This window comes from Nodosilinea sp. FACHB-131 (assembly GCF_014695395.1).
GTDB lineage: Bacteria > Cyanobacteriota > Cyanobacteriia > Phormidesmidales > Phormidesmidaceae > Nodosilinea.
In genome coordinates this window covers 132,239-151,300 of the sequence record NZ_JACJOF010000021.1, presented here as the reverse complement: position 1 = coordinate 151,300, position 19,062 = coordinate 132,239, and the positions used below count along the sequence as shown (strand labels likewise).

Below are 19,062 nucleotides of genomic sequence, written 5' to 3'. Positions count from 1 at the left end.
GCATCACAATGAGCCAAGCCACGACCATTCGAGTTTTGATTGCAGACGATCATGCCATTTTTCGGCAAGGATTAGCCACAATTATTAACCATGACCCAGATATGCAGGTGATTGCTCAAGCCGAAAATGGGGAACAGGCGATCGCTCTATTTGGGGAACACCAACCGGATATCACACTTATGGATCTCCGCATGCCTGAAGTAGAAGGAGTTGCCGCCATCGGTGCAATTTGTGCTGCTGCTAAATCGGCTCGGATTATTGTACTGACCACGTATGATAGCGATGAAGATATTTACCGGGGATTGCAGGCAGGTGCAAAAGGATACCTATTGAAAGAAACTGAACCTGACGAGCTTCTGAATGCTATTCGTACCGTTCATCGAGGTCAGCAGTATATTCCGCCCGATGTAGGAGCAAAACTGGCACAGCGCCTCAGCAATCCAGAACTGAGTGAACGAGAACTGGCGGTACTTCGCTCACTGGCACAGGGAATGAGTAACGCTGATATTGCGGCTGCTTTGAGCATTGGTGAAGGTACTGTTAAATCCCATGTCAATCGGATTTTGAATAAGCTAGATGTGAGCGATCGCACCCAGGCTGTGATTGTTGCCGTTAAGCGCGGCATTGTCAGTTTGTAAGATGTACTTTCGATCAAGTTCGGATTCTAACTTAAGTTAGAGCCAGCCTTCTACTCTGCGATGGCGTGATTACTCTATCAATTTGCACTGTAAAAAATTTAACTTCCTGTAGGCGACAGCTTGAGAGCGGCCACCTAATATTGAACTTATACAAACAGTCATGCGGTCAGGAGATAAATCTATGACCTCTACTTTCACCGATACAGACCCAACACTACGCCAAGGCGATTCCGGTGCTGCTGTTAATGAGCTACAACAATTGCTCAATGCGAATGAAATCAACATTACAGTCGATGGAGTCTTTAGCGGTGCGACGCGAGTCGCAGTGGTTCAGTTTGAGAAATTTTCTCGTCGCTGGCGAAACCTTCGATAACGCAGCAATCCCTGATCTCAAGACGCTGCGAATGCCCTGAGTCATAGGGTTCTTCTCAGCTTTTATTGCCAGGTTCCCTGCTTCAATGGTCTGTCTGACTGCTCTCCCTTTCTTGATTGCACAGGCACACGGACAGAAGCCGCTTAAGATCTTTACCTTTCGGTAGCAAACTTGCGGTCAGCACCGAGACGTAGTTTCGAAGGAATCGCAGCATACCTCAATAAGGAATTCATTATGCAATATCTTTCACAGGACTTAATTCTTATTGCACTCAATACCCAAACTGGGAAAACTCGCTTCTCTTGGTACTCTGCACTCGACTATGGCTTGGTTGGTTCTTTGTTACTAGACTTAGTACTACAAGGCAAACTTGAGATCGACAACGACAATCGTGTGATCGGTGCGATCGCAGGCAACACAGGCAATGAATTCTTAGATCAACGCCTCAGTGAGGTTCTAGCATCGTCTCGTCCTCGAACTGCAAGGTTCTGGGTGACTCGTTGGAGACGAAGATACCTAGAAATTCAAACAATTGTGTTGCAGAACTTAGTTGATTTAGGTGTTTTAGAACGACAAGAGCAACGCATTCTTGGGCTGTTCCCAACGCAGCGATATTTTCTAACCGATGAATCTATTCAACGCGAGGTTGTCCAGCAAGTTCGTGCAGCCGTGTTAGAAGGCATTGGACTGGATTCTCGGATGGCAGCATTGGTTAGTTTGATGCAAGCCTCTCACCTGACCGATGCGGTGTTCAGACCTGAAGAACGTCCTGAAGCGCGATCGCGAATTAAGGCGATCGCAGAAGGGGAGCTGATCGGTGAAGCAGTTTCAAAGGCAATTTTAACCGTTCAAGCAGCCACGACTCTGAGTGCAATCAATGGGGGATGAAATCGTTAGGAGTTGTATAGAACAATAGCTCGGAAATTTTTGACAGGAAAGCTTTTCTGTCAGAACTGTTCAGAGTGTTTTTGCTTGATGTAAACGTAGAAAAATGAACGATGATCGTAGTCACGGTCCCTTACTTGTACCCCCTTCAACCCAAGATTGGATGCAAGGTGTGCTGAGTGCAAAGGTCGTGCTGGTGATGTATGGAGACTATCAAGACCCTAGAAGTGCGGACGTTTACAAGCTAATTAAAGGGATCAAACGAGAGCTTAGTGCTACTTTTGGAGAAGATTATTTATGCTTCATCCTCCGTCATTTTCCACAAGCACAGATTCATCTCCATGCTCAACGGGCAGCCCAAGTCGCCGTTGCCGCCGCCGCCCAAGGAAAGTTTTGGTTAATGAGCGATACTTTATTTGACCATCAACGAAGGTTGGAGAACGGTTATCTTGTCGAATACGCCAATGATTTAGGGCTTGACGTTCCTCAATTTCTCAGAGAGTTATCTAAACAAGTGCATGTCGATCGCATCAATGAAGACATTGAAGGTGGAATACAGAGCGGAGTAACGACTGCCCCAGCCCTATTTATCAATGGAATTCGGTATATCGGGCACTGGAATACGACGGAGTTGATGGCAGCCATGATTGCTGCAAGTCAGTAAGTTCCCCGATCCCTACTCCCAATTCACATCTGACTTGTTGGTTAGTACTAGTCAGCGATCGCGCGTTCGATCGCTAGGTTTTGCCTGTTTTATTGAACAAATTGCCAATTTTTGAACCATGCTAACAACTACAACGTCAACCATTGAAGCCAATTACAAAGGCTTAACGCACACTCGATTGCAGCAAGTACTTGATTATATTCAGGCTCACCTCGATCGAGAATTGTCACTGGCTGAACTCGCAGAAGTGATCAACGTTAGTTCGACTTATTTTGCGAGTTTGTTTAAGCAAGCAATGGGGATTTCGCCCCATCAGTACGTGATTAAACAGCGCGTGGAACGAGCAAAAGTAATGTTGAAGAAAACGGATTTTGCAATCTCCGACATCGCTCTACAAGTCGGCTTCTCCAGCCAAAGCCATCTGACACAACAATTTAAGCGCCTGACTGGAATGACCCCAAAACAGATTCGCTAACTTCCAAGCACTACATACACGAATACATACATGCACGAGTCAAGGAGACAAAGATGAGGATCAAAGCAATCAAAGGACATCAGGGAATCGGAACGGAAGTGAAAGACACGACTTACGTGGAGGCTGCCCGGTGGGGTAAATATCGGGGGTGGCGGTATGTTTTGGGATTAGTAGTCATCCTCGTTGCGCAGCTGGTTGTCGGGACGGTCGCTAGCGCACTGGTCGCGATCGCGATCGCTGGACAGGAGGGACTTGCGGCGTACACACAGCAGGATTTCTCCGCGATCGGTTCCGTAGGGGGCTTCCTGGTGATCATGGCAGGTTTCCCATTTTTCCTTGCGGGAATCCTCATTGCCGTGTCCCTCATCCACCGCCGCTACCCCCGGACGCTCATTACGGCGCGGGAGCGAATACGCTGGAGCCGCATCGGCCAGGGGTTCGTGGCGTGGTTCGTCCCGCTAGGTCTGGTAGAGGGGTTGGGACAGTACCTCTTCTATCCTGACAACTTCTCGTTCACCGCGAATCTCGCGACGTTCGCGCTCTTTGTGCCGTTGGCGCTGGTTCTCACCGCGCTCCAGACCACCACCGAGGAGTTATTCTTTCGCGGATACATCGTCCAGGGCGCAAGCACGATCTGGGCCAACCGCATCTTTCTGGCGCTTGTATCGACGGTTGTCTTCGCCGTGCCGCACCTCTTGAACCCGGAGGCGATCGCGGGTGGCTGGCTCACGATCTTTTTATACTACTTCGTTGGTGGGGGGCTGGTGTTGGCGGTTGTCTCGCTGGTGGACGGAACGACCGAACTCGCCATCGGCGCACACTTCGCCAATAACATCTTCGGCTTTCTCGTGGTTAACGCCGTCGGAACCGTCGTGACCACGCCAGCTCTGTTCACAGTCAGCCAGTACTACGCAACCTTCCATGCGCTATCGATGCTGGTGATAGTCCCCATATTCCTGGCGATCGCTTACAAGGTGTTCAAACACGACAAGGTATCCGAACCCGTTTTCCTGAGCGATCGGATTGGTCGTCGGTGATCCCGTCAGTTCGTTGCTGAAGGTCAATTTAATTACAACAGGAGAAACAAAATGATATTGCAAGATAAAGTGGCGTTAGTTACAGGCGGAACTTCAGGAATTGGTCGTGCAACGGCGATCGCTTATGCCCAACAACAAGCAAAGGTAGTGGTGGTAGGTCGTCGGATTGATGAAGGTGAAAAAACGGTTCGATTGATCAAGGAAGCTGGCGGAGAGGCGATTTTTGTGCAGGCAGATGTTACGAAAGAAACCGATGTTAAAGCAATGGTTAATAAAACGGTTGACGTTTTTGGTTGGTTGGATATTGCCTTTAATAACGCAGGAATGGGCGGCGAAAACCCTTCACTGATTGAGCAAACAGAAGCGGAATACGACCGCACTATGAACGTCAATGTCAAAGGTGTTTGGTTGTCGATGAAATCTGAAATCGCTCAGATGTTGAAACAGGGAAGTGGTTCTATCGTTAATATGGCATCTGTGGTTGGAGTCGTTGCACTTCCTAACATACTCCTCTACACCGCGAGTAAACATGCGGTAGTAGGCTTAACAAAAGCGGCTGCACTCCAATATGCCAAAGCGGGGATTCGCATCAATGTCGTTGCACCAGGGGCAATCCAAACAGATATGTTTGAAGCAGTTACAGATGAAGCCAAAGCTTACTTGACAGGACTTCACCCGATCGGACGAGTTGGAACACCGATTGAAGTTGCAAATGCAGTCCTGTTTTTATCATCTGACCTGGCATCGTTCACAACAGGTGAAACGTTGATGGTAGATGGTGGGTATGTAGCGCAGTAGTCGATCGGCAATGCAAAATATTGCAGTAATTGAATGTGCGATGGCTAGTTTTTGACTGTTTTGTTGAGCAAGTTGCCAATCTTTTCTTGCTAACCTATGAAACAGAACTAAGATTGTATCTTCGTCCACAACGTCAACTAAGAATGGATCGTACGAAAATGAGTATTCAGCAATTAATTACGCCTGAAAAGCACGACCTAGGTGGGTTTAGCGTACAGCGAATCTTACCGAGTGAAACCCTAAAAATGGTTGGCCCCTTCATCTTCTTTGATCGCTTAGGCCCATCTATTTTCCCGCCTGAAAAAGGCGTCGATGTTAGACCGCATCCACACATCAATCTAGCGACGGTTACCTATTTGTTTGAAGGAAGCCTTCTGCATAGAGATAGTCTAGGTACAGTACAAGAGATTTTTCCGGGCGAGGTGAACTGGATGACTGCGGGCAAAGGTATTGTTCATTCTGAACGATCGCCCGAGAGCTTTAGAGAGAAAGAATCTACTCTTCATGGCATTCAGACCTGGATTGCCCTCCCCGAAAGCGCTGAAGAAGTTGAACCCAGCTTTTCACATTATCCGGCGACTGATTTGCCGAGGTGGATTCAAACAGGCACCAGCGCGACTTTGATCGCCGGTAGCTACCAGTCTCACCAATCACCCGTTAAAACCTACTCTGCTACTCTTTACCTAGCGCTCGTTTTCACGGAGGGTAGTCAATTTCAGCTATCGCCAATAGAAGGTTTAGAAAGGGCAATTTATAGCGTCACATCCGGCCTATTCGTAAATGGAAAGCCGTTAGAGCCATATCGTCTAGCCGTTTTAACACCGGATGAATCAGTAAATATCAGTGCGGGGGCTGAGGCAAAAGCAATGATTATCGGTGGGGCACCAGTGGGCGATCGCACAAAGTACTGGAACTTTGTGTCGAGCCGCTCAGCGCGTATCGATCAGGCAAAGCAAGATTGGCAAGACCGCCGCTTCCCGGCGGTTCCCGGTGAAACTGAATTCATTCCGCTCCCTGATAATTCGGATCACGATAGTAGCGTGACCCCTCTGAGTTGATGATGGTTTAAGCGTTTTTGCTGAGCGAGAGAACAGCAGCTTAGCTCGTACAGCAAGGCTTTCTACTATTTCGGATTAAGACTATTTCATTCGCAAAACGCTTGGGAAATGATATGGAAGTCGGAATTGACAGTTTTGCCTCGGTTGGAACGAGTGAGAATGGTGAAACCGCGGATGCCGCGCAGTCTGTCGCCGAACTGCTGGAGAGAATAGAGCAGGCGGACCGTTCCGGCTTGGATATCTTCGGTATTGGCGAGCATCATCGGCATGAATTTTTAGATTCGGCAAACGCGGTTATTCTCGCCGCTGCCGCCGCACGCACCAAGCGCATCCGTTTAACCAGCGCGGTTACAGTGCTGAGCGCGGCTGACCCAGTGCGTGTGTTTCAACAATTCGCTACGCTCGATTTGATTTCAAAAGGTCGCGCCGAAATGGTTGTTGGGCGCGGCTCGTTCACCGAAGCCTTTCCGCTATTTGGATTTAGTCTTGGCGATTACGACGAGATTTTCGCTGAGAAGCTCGAACTCTTGCTCAAAATTCGGGACAACGAAACGGTCGATTGGTCGGGCAAATTTCGCCCCGCGCTGGAAAACCAAGCAATTTATCCGCGTCCGCTGCAAAAGCCGTTTCCCATCTGGCTCGGGGTCGGCGGTACACCGCAATCTTTCCGCCGCGCCGGAATGCTTGGACTGCCGCTCGTTGTCGCCATTATCGGCGGCGAAACGCATCGCTTTCGCTCGCTCATGGATTTATACCGCGATGCCGGAGAGTACGCCGGACACGCGCCCGAAACGTTGAAAGTTTCATTGCATTCAATCGGTTATGTCGCCGAAACGACCGAGCAAGCCGTTGAAGAATTTTTTCCGGGCTACGCCGAAACCTTTACTAGAATCGGCAGAGAGAGAGGCTGGCCGCCTGTTACGCGCGCCGCTTTTGACGCGCAGCGCAGCGCGACCGGCGCGTTACTGGTCGGCAGTCCCGAAGAAGTCGCGGAGAAAATCCGCCGTCACAGCGAATCGCTCGGCGGCATTTCACGAATAACGTTTCAAATGGATAACGCGCAGATGAACCACGCCCAACTGATGCGCTCCATTGAACTGATTGGAACGCAAATGTCGCCACTCTTAAACAATTAAAATATGCGGGCATGGTTCAACTTAAGTTCCGTTAGGGTAACAAGACAGAGAGGCGAGTTGGAACACCGCTTAAAGTTGTAAGTTCAGCCCTGTTTTTATCATCTGACATGGCATCGTTCGTAACAGGTGAAACGTTGATGGTAGATGGTGGGTATGTAGCGCAGTAGTCGCTCGATAGTGCGAAATGTTTGATACAGCACTTTAAGCGACTCACTAAAGCAACACTGAAATCGGCTCGCTAATTCCATAGGAATCTGCAAGAAGTTGAGTGTTCGAACTGACTACACTCAAGTGAACTAAGACAAAGAGAACTTAGGAGCTGATGATTATATCCAAAGTTGGAGAATAGAAAAAGATGATGAACCAAAACAAAGAGATTTACGAGTGTGTCATTGTTGGTGGCGGTTCCGCTGGACTCAGTGCGGCCCTGCTTTTAGGCAGAAGTCGCCGTCGAGTGTTAGTCTGCGACAAAGGGAATCCGCGTAACGCTCCCGCACACGAGTCGCACAGCTTTTTCACCCGCGATGGCATAAGTCCACATGAACTTTTGAGCATAGGGCGCGACCAACTCAAACCTTATAAAAACGTTGAATTTCAAGCGATCGGGGTCAAGGAAATCAACCTATCCGGCAATCAGTTTGAAGTTGTGTTTGAGGATGGCACGATAAAAAAAACGCGCAAAGTTTTGCTGGCTTTCGGGGTAATGGACGAATTTCCAGCTCTCGAAAACTTTGGTGATTTCTGGGGCAAAAGCGTGTTTCATTGTCCCTATTGCCATGCCTGGGAAGTGCGCGACGAGCCGCTTGCCATTGTTGGAAATGGCGAAACGGGCATTGAAATGGCGGCATTGCTGAAAAATTGGAGTGCTGATCTAGTCCTCTGCACCAACGGCAAAGCTGATCTAACCGCTGATCAAAGGACACTGTTGGAAAATCACAAAATCCTTGTCCGCGAAGAGAAAATCATCCGACTCGAAGGCGATAACGGACAATTGGAAAACATCGTTTTTGAGACAAATGAGAAAATTGCGCGTCGTGGAATACTAATCCGACTAAAGCAAACGCTCCGTTCAAACCTAGCTGAAAAGTTAGGTTGTGAGTTGAATGAATTCAATTTAATCAAGACGACCAATGTTTTTAACGAAACTAGCGTCAAAGGTGTTTATGCGGCAGGTGACATCACTTCACCCATGCAAGTGATCGTTGCTGCTGTTTTTCAGGGTAGCATTGCTGCCAACGGCTTAAATCACTCTCTAATTATGGAAGATTTCGTCTAAATCAGGGTAATTCAATCTTCATCACAACAAGCATCGTGGCTGGTCTAGTTTCATAGACCAAGAGAGTAGGGAAAGTCATGCGTGTTAATTATATGTCAAGTCTATAGAGCGATCTAATGATGCAATCTTTGTGGTTTTTTGTTCTTACCTTACCACCCTTGCTGCTCGACGCTGGACACTTCGCGCTGGAGACTCATCCAGAGGAGGTGGCAACGTTGATCCGCGCGTTCTGTCGAGGAACGCGCGGATCAACGCTGTGTCTTGAAGGTGATTGCACAAGAATCTGACAAAACATCCTAAGAATCTGAAAGAAACAGAGCATTAGGAATCATTACGCTCAGACTATAAGACAGTAGATAGGAAGCAAAAACGCATTCTTCGCGATAATGGACATTCCATGAAACTCTATCATATGCCCGGTGCCTGTTCGCTGGCTGATCTCATCGTTCTTGAATGGATTGGATGCCGCGCGAAATCGTCAGGATGAGTCTTGAAAGTATCAAGTCACCAAACTATAGCTGTAGACAATTATATTAGGACACAAACTATAAGTCAAGATAGTCGCCGTAAAACAGCCATCATTAATCACGTAACTAAAAAGGAGTTTGATTGTGCAGAGCATCACACTTGACACTATCACTGAAGCCGTTATTGATCATGGCGATCGCGGCAAATCTAACCCGCGACTCTATGATATTTACACGAGATTGGTTCCACATTTGCATGACTTTGTGCGTGAGGTGAATCTGACAGAATCAGAGTTGCAGCAGGGACGTAATTTTCTCAACCAGGCAAGTCATCACACTCAAGAGATTCCCACGGGAGAGATCCATTTGTTGACGGATCTACTCGGGATCTCAGAGTTGGTAGAACTGCTGGACGATGCCCATCGCGGCACAGAGAGCAATTTAGAAGGACCCTTGTATGTGCCGAATGCACCAGAACGGCAGATGGGCGATCGCTTGGGTATTGATACAGAAGGAGATTCGCTTTTCCTGTCAGGCAGGGTTTTAGATTTGAACGGTCAACCGATCGCCAATGCTCTGATTGATGTTTGGCAACCCAATTCCAAAGGATTATATGATGGTCAAGAGCCATCTCAGCCGTCGGGGAATTTTCGCGGACGTTTCAAAACGAACAAGAGTGGAAAGTATAGGTTTGAAACCGTCGTGCCACTAGGTTACAAAGTGCCAAGCAGTGGTCCATGTGGCGAGTTGCTGGGACTCTTGGGACGGCATCCCTGGCGGCCGGCTCACATCCATTTCAAAATCAGTGCTCCGGAGTACACTCCACTGACAACACAAATTTTTATTGCTGGCGATCCTCACCTGGATTCAGATACAACCTTTGCCGTGCGATCCGCGATCGTTCAATTGCAAAAGCACGAAGCACTAGACGAACTCAAGGCACACAATCAAAGTAAACCGTTTTACACGACTGAGTTTGATTTTGTATTGAAACCCGTTACTCTCTAGCGGAGAATCATCAAGCAATGGTTGCCCATTATGTCTACACCATCAATTGAGAACAATCTGCTAATTGGCATTTGGAAGTTAATTTCTGCAACTGCCATTTACGCTGATGGAACGGTGACTCCAGACGTGTATGGAACTCATCCGGTTGGCTACATCACTTACACATCAGATGGTCACATGATGGTGATGTTTTCTAGGAGCGATCGCTCACCGCTGAGTCAGGAGGTCAGCTCACCGCTGACTCCCCAGATGCAATCTTTACCCGTGGAAGAGCTTGCTCAAGCATTTACAACATTCAATGCTTACGCTGGAACTTATACGTTGAGTGGCAACACAGTAACTCACCAGATCAAAATTGCATCAATTCCTAATCGCGTTGGTACAACGTTAGTTCGCACCTTTACTCTTAATGAGAGCCGACTAACGCTCGTGACACCGCCAGTCTTGAGTGATGGTGTTGAAGCGGTTTTTGAGCTGCTGTGGGAACGCATTATAGCAAGGTGAGTTTGTTGTCGATAAAGAAGTAGAGGCAAGTACGATCACGTTTCACTCACTGAAAACGTCGCTATCCTCGGTTATCTCGACAGATGAACTGGCTCACTGGCGAATGATCGATTGCCGCTCCCTACCTGTTCGTCATTCTGCGTTGGGCGATCAACACTCAGGTCGGACTACAAGGCTTTGAGAACTTGTCACGATTTGTAGACCCCATGAATCTCGATGCTGGTGTGCGTGCCGCGCTGGCTACCGAAGCAGAATCAAAGCCATCTTAGAGGCGGCAAACGCGGCGATCGCGCTCAGGCAACAATGAAAAATTCTTGTCGTTCTGAAGTGACGGTAGGCAATGGATGCTTGCTCCATCTTGAAGCCTGTTTAACGCAGCATTGTTAAGACGGTGCTCGATTGCTGCATAGCAATTGTGATGCAACAGACAAAAACACACCATCAATTTACAACGGAAAAACCTCTCATGTCTGACATTACCCTTGGTCAAGAAAACTCTGCAAACATCGATATGAGTATCGGAATTATTGGTTCAGGAGCCCTCGGCTCAAACCTGGCGCGCCTGTTGGCAAAAAATGGCATCGCAGCCACCATAGCCAACAGGCGCGGACCGGAATCGCTGGCTGACTTTGTGGCCGAAGTGGGCCCCTCCATAAAGGCCGGCACTGTTGCCGAAGCCGCTAGTGCCGACATCGTCATTGCGGCTGTGCGCTGGGTCGATGCAGAGAAGGTATTCAGTATCCTGCCTGCATGGAATGGTCGCATCGTCATTGACAGCACCAACCCAGTCGAATTCCTCGACCCCGATTCACCTGATGCCAAAGACCCCAGCAATCCGCTGGCAGCCTACGGTATCAGGGCTGTTGATCTAGGCGGCAAATCCTCCAGCGAGGTGTTCAAGCAATACATACCGGGTGCACGCGTAGTGAAAGCCTTTAATCATCTAGAGGTGGACCTATTGCAGGAGCCTAAAGTGTCTGGTGGACAGCGGGTGCTGTTCTACTCAGGTGACGATGCCGATGCCAAAACCCAAGTGCGAAAAATCATTGACGGCACGGGCTTCTTCCCTGTGGATCTAGGCACTCTGGAAGCTGGCGGCACGATTGCGTCTTTGCCGTTTGGTTCATTGGCTGCGCACAACTTCATCAAGATCTGATCGCGCAGAAGAAGTCTCCGACGAGCATCGAAACTTCATCGCGTCGGTCCTAGCTGCGGGCCATAAGCGCGCATCGGGTTTCACGCCTGTGAAGCCGCTGGGCGTTGGTCCCTATGGGATGAATACCCGCATGGGTGGCTTGAGCGGAGCACCCGATTAGCGACAGCAACACAACCGGACTGAACCATGACATTTAAATTACTCCCACGCTAAAGATCAACGCCACCGACGACCCCAACATGGCCATTGCCGAGTGGAGCGTCTCAGGCCGGGTGATCAGCAACGGCAACCCCTATGAAATGAGCTACGCCACGTTTATGACTTTCAAGAATGGATTGATCGTCAACTACCGTGAATACTAGAACCCGATGGCGTTCATGGCCGCCATGAGCGGCGCGGAGTTCTGAGGCCATGAGTACCGCGCGCCGCTTTTGATGCACAGCGCGGCGCGACCGGCGCGTTACTGGTCGGCAGTCCCGAAGAAGTGGCGGATTTTAGCAATAACTCTCCGGGATAGCTTTGCTTAGCGCAGACATTGTTCTACAAGCGGGCTTCTCCAGCTAAAGCCATTTGACGCAGCACTTCAAGTGATTCACGAGAAAGACCTCCAAGCAAATTCGCCAGCACCATAAGAATCTGAAAATTTATCCTAAGAATCTGAAAGAAATCGAGTCTTGGAAATCATACATTGAAGTTAAGTTAGGCAAGAATCTGAAGCAGCATTCGCGGGAGCTTCCATTGCCTTACGTTACTATCAGCCAAGAAAATTCTGAAACCATCTATCTCTACAAGGAAACCTATAGCTGTGTCTGAAAATTCAGAAATTGGCTTAGAAGAACTGCTTCGTCCAGAAGATAGCATCCTGGTACTACTTGACTACCAGTTCTGTCAGTTCAAGTAATTGCTAAACGGATCGGAGTTTGATTTTGTGCTGAAGATCAATCTTGATTGAAATAGGAGAAACAGAATGATACTGCAAAATAAAGTGGCGTTAGTTACAGGCGGCACATCGGGAATTGGCGGAGCAACGGCGATCGTGCTCGGCGCTGCTGAAGCAAAAGTCGTGTTCTCCGGTAGACGCGACGCAGAAGGTGAAAAAACCGCCAAACTAATTTGCGAAACAGGCGCTGAATGCTTATACGTCCATTGAAACAAGTTCACTAACACCACAAGAATCTGACAAATCATTTTAGGAATCTGAAAGCATTCAAGCATTGGAACTTAAGACACTTTATATAAATAGAACCAGGAGTATTTAATCATGGTCAAAGAGCCAACTGTAGACGGACAAGCAAATTTACAAGCAACTACCAATTTGACACCAGCCCAAGAGTCTTTGCAAGCACTTTGGGAAGAGCATTTACAGTACGAGTTTGGCACTCACAGTACTGAAGATGCCCTCGCTACGATGGTTGAAGATGCTTACGTTAACCACATCCCGGTAATGATTGGGGGAGTTGGGAAACCAGCACTACGCGAGTTTTATTCCAAATACCTCATTCCACAGATGCCGCCGGACATGGAGCTGACCCCAATCTCGCGCACGATCGGGACGGATCAACTCGTGGATGAAATGGTGGTTAAGTTCACTCATACTGTTTGGATGGAATGGATATTACCCGGCGTTGCTCCCACCGGAAAACGTGTGGAAGTGCCAGTAATAGCGATTATTCGTTTTCGTGACGGCAAGTTAGCCCACCAACACATTTACTGGGATCAGGCAAGTGTATTGGTTCAAGTCGGCTTGCTCGATCCGAGTACACTTCCCGTCGTGGGCGTTGACAGTGCGCGTAAGGTGATCGATCCCAACTTACCTTCAAACACACTAATCGAGCGCGACTAAGTATAGGAGCCAGCAAATATCAATACCTAAACCCGCCATTTTGCAACCAGGATCGCAACTCGCCTGATCCAGCCACGTTCTATACCCGTGGTGAAAAAGGCTATCTGAATTATCCAGCCCTAGCAAAAGTTTAGAAACTTAGAAAACAAAATAACTCACATGAAAGTTTTGATTGTTCTTGCACACCCAGAGTCGAAAAGCTTTAACGGAGCAATGTTTCAGACAGCAATTGACACGTTCAAAGACTCTGGGCATGATGTTCAATATTCAGATCTCCATACTATGAGATTTGACCCTATATCCGATCGCCGCAACTTTATGTCAGTCAAAGATCCTGACTACTTTAAGCAGCAACTTGAAGAGATGTATGCAAATGAAGTTGGAGGATTCATTCCAGAAATTGAAGCTGAGATCCAAAAACTGGAATGGTGCGATCTGATGATTTGGCAATTCCCTTTGTGGTGGTTCAGTGTCCCTGCAATTTTGAAGGGGTGGGTCGATTGCGTCTTTGTTATGGGGCGTGTTTACAGTAATGGACATATTTATGAAACGGGCAGATTTCGAGGTAAGCAAGCAATGCTCTCGTTGACCACAGGTAGCACAGAAGAGGACTATCTTGCAGGCGGTTTTAACGGTGATATCCATGCTATTCTGCGCCCAATTCAGCGAGGGATGCTGCAATTCGTTGGTTTTGACGTTCTTGCGCCGCAGATTGTTTATGCCCCCGTTCGCCAAACAGATGCAGTTCGTCAACGTATCTTGAATGATTTTTCGCAACGATTGCGAACCATTGAACATGAGTTGCCGATCGCCGTAGGTCAGTATTGATCGGCATGGAACTGGCGGGACTGGATTTATGGGGCACGCAGCCAGGATCGTACTCATCCTGGTTGTAGGAGGCGCTTCTTATTGCTGGCTCCTACACGTATTGCTCATTGAGTTTTTGACAAAGTGACACAGCTATTCACAACAAGAGGTAACTAACATGATGCTGAAAGACAAGGTTGCTTTAGTGACGGGAGGGACATCGGGCATTGGTAGAGCTACTGCGATCGCTTATGCCCAACAACAAGCAAAGGTGGTGGTGGTGGGTCGTCGAATGGATGAAGGTGAAGAAACGGTTCGATTGATCAAGGAAGGTGGTGGAGAGGCTATTTTTGTGCAAGCCGATGTTACAAAAGAAGCCGATGTTAAAGCAATGGTTGATAAAGCGGTTGACGTTTTTGGTCGGTTAGATATTGCTTCTAACAATGCAGGAACGATTGGCGAAAATCCTTCACTGATTGAGCAAACAGAAGCGGAATACGATCGCACGATGAACGTCAATGTCAAAGGCATTTGGTTGTCGATGAAATATGAAATCGCTCAGATGTTGAAACAGGGAGGTGGTTCGATCGTCAACACGGCATCTGCGAATGGAGTCGTTGCATTTCCGACCTTTCCCCTCTACACCGCGAGTAAAAGTGCAGTAATAGGTTTAACAAAAGCGGCTGCGCTTCAATATGCCAAAGCGGGGATTCGCATCAATGTCGTTGCACCAGCGGTAATCGAAACAGATATGTTTGCAGCAGCGACAGGTGGGCAGGATGAGGTCAAAGCTTACATAACAGGACTCCACCCGATCGGACGAGTTGGCACACCGCTTGAAGCTGCAAATGCAATCCTATTTTTATCATCTGACCTGGCATCGTTCACAACAGGTGAAACGTTGATGGTAGATGGCGGGTATGTAGCGCAATAGTCGATCGGCAGTGCGAAATGTTTGATACAGCACTTCAAGCGACTCACTAAAGCAACACTGAAATTGGTTCACTAACTCCAGAGGAAACTCCATAGGAATCTGCAAGAAGTTGAGTGTTGGAACTGACTACACTCAAGTGAACTAAGACAAAAAGAACTTAGGAGTTGATGATGATGGCCAAAGTGTCTTCTACCTCACCACCACAAAACTAAAAAGAGGAATCGTTACCATGAGTACCCAACCGACCGAAGTGATCAAAGAGTTTCTGGCGAATACGGCAATCGAAAAGGTCGAGGCGGCTGCCCGTCGGCTCGTTGCGGAGGACGCAACATACATTTCCCTGAATTTCGACAACCCTGAACTGAAGCAAATCTTGCCTTGGACGGGAACCTCCAAAGGTCCCCAAGCGTTCATCGATACGTTCTCCCGGGTTGAGAAATGGTGGACGATCGAGGACTTCGCCGTTACCGCCATCTTCGGTGAAGGCGAGAACGTTGCTGTGTTCGGCAGGTTCACGTACCGCTCGGTCTCGCTGAGCAAGGCGGTGACCTCACCGTTCTCGATCCACGCAAAGGTGCACAACGGGAAGATCGTGTACTTTCAGTTCATGGAGGACACTTTCGCGACCGCTCGCACTTTCAGCCAGAAGGGAACTTGGACCATCAAAATCGCTCTGAACCAGCCGGAGTTCGAGGTGTAATAGCAGCCTACGACGCTTAATCATGCGCTGCACCGGAACGCCACAATTTAGTCGGTTGAGTTTTCAAGGTTATCTGCGTCCGGTAAGCTTCGTCGTTAGGCAACGAGGGTGAAGAATAGACTTAATCGGAATTAAAAAAGCAATCAATTCTTAAACCGATTCCAAATCTTCTTGCAGCTTATCTGTCCATTGAGATATCGAGCACTTTATTACCGATAAGGTCTAATGAAAAGAGAGTTAGCGATAAATTTTTTGTTCTCGTTTGTGGGCGGCGCAATGGTCTGGGCCTTGTCACCATCTTTATCTGGGCAGGTCGAACCGTGGGATGCGAAAGGTCTTTATTATTCCGCAGCACTTCTGATTGTTGGCCTTACCGTTGGCCTTGCTCGGCCTAAACATGTTTGGTCGCACTATGCCGGTATTATTCTTGGTCAACTGACGTATATGCTTTGTTTTCTGCCCAGCGGTCCGTTAATCCCTGTTGGAGTCGCTTTTTTAGCGGCTTACTCCATAATCGCTTTAGCAGGAGTAGCAAGTGGGGCCTGGTTTCGTCGCGTCAGCCGGGGTGCGCGGTGATTTTGCTGCCTAACAAGGCACTGCAGCGAACCCGGTTGTCGCGCTCCGGTTGCAATCCACGCTGTCATCGCAGGCCGGGTCGCTGAACTTGGGTCGTTGGGCGTTTCGGGTAATGTGAGGTGTGGAACGGATGACGGATAAACTTGAGCAGAACAAACAGACGGTCACAGCATTTTATGACCTGATGTTTAATCAAGGGCTTTCGTCATCAAAACCGAGGTCAAGGATGAAACCAGTAGCGCGGCGTAAATAATTTGCCAACGTCAGGATGTCTTCTTGCAAAACAAATTGTCCGGCGAGTGATAACCTCCATATCAACTATTTGAGGCAATCGAATGACGAAGCGATTAGTTAATCCGGTAAGTCTGTACGATGGGAGTCCGTTGGGTTTATCGCACGGGACAATTGACGAAGAAAGTTCGCTATTATTCATCTCCGGGCAGGTTGCTTGGGACCTTCAACACTTAGTCTCCGACAATTCCGTCGCAGGTCAGTTTAGCTTGGCCCTAGAGAATGTGCGAAGAGTCCTTACCGAAGCGGACTCCAATGTGGACGACCTTCTACATATGAAAATTTATGTTCGAGGGGAGCTTGAAGACCATATGGAAGTATTGGCACCTATCTTATCTAGCTTTCTCGGTAAGTCTCGCACGGCAATCACGGGAATTGGCGTTTCCTCCCTTGCATCTAGAGCAACGCTTGTGGAAGTAGAAGCAGTTGCTAGGTTGCGACGACTCTAACACCTGTACCTGTCCAATATTTCGCGACGAAAGACCCATGTAAATGCTACCCGTTTCTTACCCAATCAAAACAACACCGAAGTGATAACCAGCTAATGGAGCGGACGGCGCGTTGTCCTCACTCTGGGAGGAGGTTCTCTCACGATGAAACCTTCGTGACAATTTGAAAAACGCAGGAGCTTTACCACTGGGCAAAGCAACGCTTTCACACAGACAAAACACACCATTGATCTACACAGGAGAAACTCTCATGCCTTACGTCACTGTCGGTCAAGAAAATTCTGCAACCATTGATCTCTACTACGAAGATCTTGGGACAGGTCAACCGATTGTTCTCATTCATGGATTTCCATTGAGCGGACATTCCTGGGAAAAGCAGGTTTTAGTTTTACTGAATGCAGGATATCGAGTAATTACCTACGATCGCCGAGGATTTGGCAACTCCAGTCAGCCCTCGTTTGGCTATGACTACGATACCTTCGCCGCCGATTTGAATGCACTCATGACCAAGCTTGACTTGCAAAATACCGTGCTGGTCGGTTTCTCAATGGGAACAGGTGAAGTCACACGTTATCTTGGCAAATACGGCTCAGAGCGGGTGCAGAAAGCCGTGCTGATGGCTCCCGTTCCACCGTTTCTATTAAAGACAGACGACAATCCAGAGGGTGTTGATCAAAGTGTCTTCGATGGCATTATGAAAGCGATTGTCGAAGACCGTCCAGCTTATTTCTCTGCCTTTTTCAAAGAGTTCTTCAATGTTGATGTATTGCTTGACGATTCTCGTTCCGAGAGGTTACACCACCGCATCAGCAATGAAGCGATTCAAGCTAGTTGGAATGTAGCCGCAGGGGCTTCTGCTAAAGGGACTTTGGATTGTGTACCCTCCTGGCTCACCGATTTCCGCGATGATCTGCCCCGCATTGATGTGCCGACTCTGATTATTCATGGCGATAGCGATCGCATTCTGCCACTGGAGTCCACCGCAGCAAGACTGCCGAAGCTGATTAAAAACAGTCAACTGGTTGTCATTTCTGGCGGGCCGCACGCCATCAACTGGACTCACGCTGATCAGGTCAATCCCCTGTTGCTGGACTTTCTTCAGCAGGAATAATTAGTGACCTGCTGCATTGAGATATTGAATGAATAGTGGATAACCGGACAACAATTTTTGCAAACGGCAGTTATACAACGCGGTAAGCAGACTAGGAGCATACCCAAAAATGGTTAAGGGCAGGTTGGAAGCATTCAGTGATGGGGTAATTGCTATTATTATCACCATTATGGTGCTGGAGTTAAAAATACCCCATGAGTCAGATTTAGCTGCACTACGTCCGTTGATTCCAACCTTTCTAGGCTATGTGTTGAGTTTTGTGCATGTTGGTATCTACTGGAACAATCACCATCACCTGTTTCAGGCAGCCCGACAAGTCAATGGTTCAACTTTGTGGGCAAACCTACATTTGTTGTTCTGGTTATCATTATTTCCCTTTGTTAACGCATGGATGGGTGAAAGTCACTTTGCTGCGCTGCCTGTGGCGCTTTATGGTGTGGTTCTATTGTTGGCTGCGATCGCCTACTTCACTCTGACCCGCACACTTGTTTCTCACCATGGTCAAGATTCCACACTTGCAAATGCTCTTGGTCGAAACTTTAAAGGCAAGTCATCTGTATTGATTTATGCAGTTACAATTCCACTTGCTTTTGCAATTCCTTGGCTTGCATGTGCATTATACGCTCTGGTTGCAGTCCTGTGGCTCATTCCCGATCGTCGTATCGAAAAGGCGTTGAACCCATAAAGTTCCATGTTCGGAATGCTTGTTTGTGAAATTAGATGCATCGAGTGAGGCGGATGTCCGGGAATTGCTGCAGAAAGCGATAACTTCGTTAAGCTTCGCTAACGCGACCTATAGCAGACCCGTTGGTAGAGCCACAGTGGGCTCTTTGACGGTACGAATCAGGGCAAACTCATCATTACAGTTTCAGAAAA

Annotated in this window: 23 protein-coding genes and 1 pseudogene; all 24 read left to right on the top strand. The window is 48.1% G+C overall.

Features of this window, described 5'->3' with window-relative positions; all coding sequences use genetic code 11:
* Positions 1-8 precede the first annotated feature (8 nt).
* Positions 9-638, top strand: a complete 630-nt coding sequence (locus tag H6F75_RS13475; protein ID WP_190752986.1) for a response regulator transcription factor — start codon at positions 9-11, stop codon at positions 636-638.
* Positions 639-819: 181 nt separating this feature from the next.
* Positions 820-1,011 (top strand): peptidoglycan-binding protein, encoded by a 192-nt coding sequence (locus H6F75_RS13470; protein ID WP_190752985.1) that lies wholly within the window; start codon positions 820-822, stop codon positions 1,009-1,011.
* Between the two features lie 234 nt (positions 1,012-1,245).
* Complete coding sequence (locus H6F75_RS13465) at positions 1,246-1,899, top strand: GPP34 family phosphoprotein (RefSeq protein WP_190752984.1); 654 nt, start codon at positions 1,246-1,248, stop codon at positions 1,897-1,899.
* A 103-nt stretch (positions 1,900-2,002) separates the two neighbouring features.
* Complete coding sequence (locus H6F75_RS13460; RefSeq protein ID WP_190752983.1) at positions 2,003-2,560, top strand: DsbA family protein; 558 nt, start codon at positions 2,003-2,005, stop codon at positions 2,558-2,560.
* A 118-nt stretch (positions 2,561-2,678) separates the two neighbouring features.
* Positions 2,679-3,035 (top strand): AraC family transcriptional regulator, encoded by a 357-nt coding sequence (locus H6F75_RS13455; protein ID WP_190752982.1) that lies wholly within the window; start codon positions 2,679-2,681, stop codon positions 3,033-3,035.
* A gap of 53 nt (positions 3,036-3,088) precedes the next feature.
* Positions 3,089-4,072: a CPBP family intramembrane glutamic endopeptidase gene (locus H6F75_RS13450; RefSeq protein WP_190752981.1), complete on the top strand. Its 984-nt coding sequence runs from the start codon at positions 3,089-3,091 to the stop codon at positions 4,070-4,072.
* A gap of 51 nt (positions 4,073-4,123) precedes the next feature.
* The gene (locus H6F75_RS13445) at positions 4,124-4,870 is read left to right on the top strand and encodes an SDR family oxidoreductase (RefSeq protein ID WP_190752980.1); all 747 of its coding nucleotides are present in this window, start codon (positions 4,124-4,126) and stop codon (positions 4,868-4,870) included.
* Between the two features lie 158 nt (positions 4,871-5,028).
* Entirely contained in the window at positions 5,029-5,928 is a 900-nt protein-coding gene (locus H6F75_RS13440) for a pirin family protein (protein ID WP_190752979.1), read from the top strand.
* A gap of 113 nt (positions 5,929-6,041) precedes the next feature.
* Positions 6,042-7,064 carry an LLM class flavin-dependent oxidoreductase gene (locus H6F75_RS13435; RefSeq protein ID WP_190752978.1) on the top strand — a complete coding sequence of 341 codons (1,023 nt, stop codon included), beginning with the start codon at positions 6,042-6,044 and terminating at the stop codon, positions 7,062-7,064.
* A gap of 53 nt (positions 7,065-7,117) precedes the next feature.
* Positions 7,118-7,231, top strand: a pseudogene (locus tag H6F75_RS28800) (SDR family oxidoreductase); the annotation flags it as partial.
* Between the two features lie 188 nt (positions 7,232-7,419).
* A complete protein-coding gene (locus tag H6F75_RS13425) occupies positions 7,420-8,340 on the top strand; it encodes an NAD(P)/FAD-dependent oxidoreductase (protein WP_190752977.1) in 921 nt (306 codons plus the stop codon).
* Positions 8,341-8,951: 611 nt separating this feature from the next.
* Positions 8,952-9,815: a dioxygenase gene (locus H6F75_RS13420; RefSeq protein ID WP_190752976.1), complete on the top strand. Its 864-nt coding sequence runs from the start codon at positions 8,952-8,954 to the stop codon at positions 9,813-9,815.
* A gap of 30 nt (positions 9,816-9,845) precedes the next feature.
* A complete protein-coding gene (locus tag H6F75_RS13415; protein WP_190752975.1) occupies positions 9,846-10,319 on the top strand; it encodes a lipocalin-like domain-containing protein in 474 nt (157 codons plus the stop codon).
* 511 nt (positions 10,320-10,830) lie between these two features.
* Complete coding sequence (locus H6F75_RS13410; protein ID WP_190753001.1) at positions 10,831-11,475, top strand: NADPH-dependent F420 reductase; 645 nt, start codon at positions 10,831-10,833, stop codon at positions 11,473-11,475.
* Positions 11,476-11,714: 239 nt separating this feature from the next.
* Positions 11,715-11,837 (top strand): hypothetical protein, encoded by a 123-nt coding sequence (locus H6F75_RS28485; RefSeq protein WP_277874261.1) that lies wholly within the window; start codon positions 11,715-11,717, stop codon positions 11,835-11,837.
* A 605-nt stretch (positions 11,838-12,442) separates the two neighbouring features.
* Positions 12,443-12,625, top strand: a complete 183-nt coding sequence (locus H6F75_RS13400; protein WP_190752974.1) for an SDR family NAD(P)-dependent oxidoreductase — start codon at positions 12,443-12,445, stop codon at positions 12,623-12,625.
* Positions 12,626-12,736: 111 nt separating this feature from the next.
* On the top strand, positions 12,737-13,318 hold the full coding sequence (locus tag H6F75_RS13395; protein ID WP_190752973.1) for a nuclear transport factor 2 family protein: 582 nt from the start codon (positions 12,737-12,739) through the stop codon (positions 13,316-13,318).
* Positions 13,319-13,477: 159 nt separating this feature from the next.
* Positions 13,478-14,146 (top strand): NAD(P)H-dependent oxidoreductase, encoded by a 669-nt coding sequence (locus H6F75_RS13390; protein WP_190752972.1) that lies wholly within the window; start codon positions 13,478-13,480, stop codon positions 14,144-14,146.
* A gap of 157 nt (positions 14,147-14,303) precedes the next feature.
* On the top strand, positions 14,304-15,059 hold the full coding sequence (locus H6F75_RS13385) for an SDR family oxidoreductase (protein ID WP_190752971.1): 756 nt from the start codon (positions 14,304-14,306) through the stop codon (positions 15,057-15,059).
* A gap of 229 nt (positions 15,060-15,288) precedes the next feature.
* Positions 15,289-15,759 carry a nuclear transport factor 2 family protein gene (locus tag H6F75_RS13380; protein ID WP_190752970.1) on the top strand — a complete coding sequence of 157 codons (471 nt, stop codon included), beginning with the start codon at positions 15,289-15,291 and terminating at the stop codon, positions 15,757-15,759.
* Positions 15,760-15,984: 225 nt separating this feature from the next.
* Complete coding sequence (locus H6F75_RS13375) at positions 15,985-16,335, top strand: hypothetical protein (RefSeq protein WP_190752969.1); 351 nt, start codon at positions 15,985-15,987, stop codon at positions 16,333-16,335.
* 335 nt (positions 16,336-16,670) lie between these two features.
* Positions 16,671-17,075: a RidA family protein gene (locus H6F75_RS13370; protein WP_190752968.1), complete on the top strand. Its 405-nt coding sequence runs from the start codon at positions 16,671-16,673 to the stop codon at positions 17,073-17,075.
* A 250-nt stretch (positions 17,076-17,325) separates the two neighbouring features.
* A complete protein-coding gene (locus H6F75_RS13365) occupies positions 17,326-18,186 on the top strand; it encodes an alpha/beta hydrolase (RefSeq protein WP_190752967.1) in 861 nt (286 codons plus the stop codon).
* A 109-nt stretch (positions 18,187-18,295) separates the two neighbouring features.
* Positions 18,296-18,871, top strand: a complete 576-nt coding sequence (locus tag H6F75_RS13360; RefSeq protein ID WP_190752966.1) for a TMEM175 family protein — start codon at positions 18,296-18,298, stop codon at positions 18,869-18,871.
* Positions 18,872-19,062 lie beyond the last annotated feature (191 nt).

Bases quoted from the DNA above. Each gene is read 5' to 3' on its own strand.
- H6F75_RS13475 (WP_190752986.1), top strand. From the start codon at position 9: ATGAGCCAAGCCACGACCATTCGAGTTTTGATTGCAGACGATCATGCC.
- H6F75_RS13470 (WP_190752985.1), top strand. From the start codon at position 820: ATGACCTCTACTTTCACCGATACAGACCCAACACTACGCCAAGGCGAT.
- H6F75_RS13465 (WP_190752984.1), top strand. From the start codon at position 1,246: ATGCAATATCTTTCACAGGACTTAATTCTTATTGCACTCAATACCCAA.
- H6F75_RS13460 (WP_190752983.1), top strand. From the start codon at position 2,003: ATGAACGATGATCGTAGTCACGGTCCCTTACTTGTACCCCCTTCAACC.
- H6F75_RS13455 (WP_190752982.1), top strand. From the start codon at position 2,679: ATGCTAACAACTACAACGTCAACCATTGAAGCCAATTACAAAGGCTTA.
- H6F75_RS13450 (WP_190752981.1), top strand. From the start codon at position 3,089: ATGAGGATCAAAGCAATCAAAGGACATCAGGGAATCGGAACGGAAGTG.
- H6F75_RS13445 (WP_190752980.1), top strand. From the start codon at position 4,124: ATGATATTGCAAGATAAAGTGGCGTTAGTTACAGGCGGAACTTCAGGA.
- H6F75_RS13440 (WP_190752979.1), top strand. From the start codon at position 5,029: ATGAGTATTCAGCAATTAATTACGCCTGAAAAGCACGACCTAGGTGGG.
- H6F75_RS13435 (WP_190752978.1), top strand. From the start codon at position 6,042: ATGGAAGTCGGAATTGACAGTTTTGCCTCGGTTGGAACGAGTGAGAAT.
- H6F75_RS13425 (WP_190752977.1), top strand. From the start codon at position 7,420: ATGATGAACCAAAACAAAGAGATTTACGAGTGTGTCATTGTTGGTGGC.
- H6F75_RS13415 (WP_190752975.1), top strand. From the start codon at position 9,846: ATGTCTACACCATCAATTGAGAACAATCTGCTAATTGGCATTTGGAAG.
- H6F75_RS13410 (WP_190753001.1), top strand. From the start codon at position 10,831: ATGAGTATCGGAATTATTGGTTCAGGAGCCCTCGGCTCAAACCTGGCG.
- H6F75_RS28485 (WP_277874261.1), top strand. From the start codon at position 11,715: ATGGCCATTGCCGAGTGGAGCGTCTCAGGCCGGGTGATCAGCAACGGC.
- H6F75_RS13400 (WP_190752974.1), top strand. From the start codon at position 12,443: ATGATACTGCAAAATAAAGTGGCGTTAGTTACAGGCGGCACATCGGGA.
- H6F75_RS13395 (WP_190752973.1), top strand. From the start codon at position 12,737: ATGGTCAAAGAGCCAACTGTAGACGGACAAGCAAATTTACAAGCAACT.
- H6F75_RS13390 (WP_190752972.1), top strand. From the start codon at position 13,478: ATGAAAGTTTTGATTGTTCTTGCACACCCAGAGTCGAAAAGCTTTAAC.
- H6F75_RS13385 (WP_190752971.1), top strand. From the start codon at position 14,304: ATGATGCTGAAAGACAAGGTTGCTTTAGTGACGGGAGGGACATCGGGC.
- H6F75_RS13380 (WP_190752970.1), top strand. From the start codon at position 15,289: ATGAGTACCCAACCGACCGAAGTGATCAAAGAGTTTCTGGCGAATACG.
- H6F75_RS13375 (WP_190752969.1), top strand. From the start codon at position 15,985: ATGAAAAGAGAGTTAGCGATAAATTTTTTGTTCTCGTTTGTGGGCGGC.
- H6F75_RS13370 (WP_190752968.1), top strand. From the start codon at position 16,671: ATGACGAAGCGATTAGTTAATCCGGTAAGTCTGTACGATGGGAGTCCG.
- H6F75_RS13365 (WP_190752967.1), top strand. From the start codon at position 17,326: ATGCCTTACGTCACTGTCGGTCAAGAAAATTCTGCAACCATTGATCTC.
- H6F75_RS13360 (WP_190752966.1), top strand. From the start codon at position 18,296: ATGGTTAAGGGCAGGTTGGAAGCATTCAGTGATGGGGTAATTGCTATT.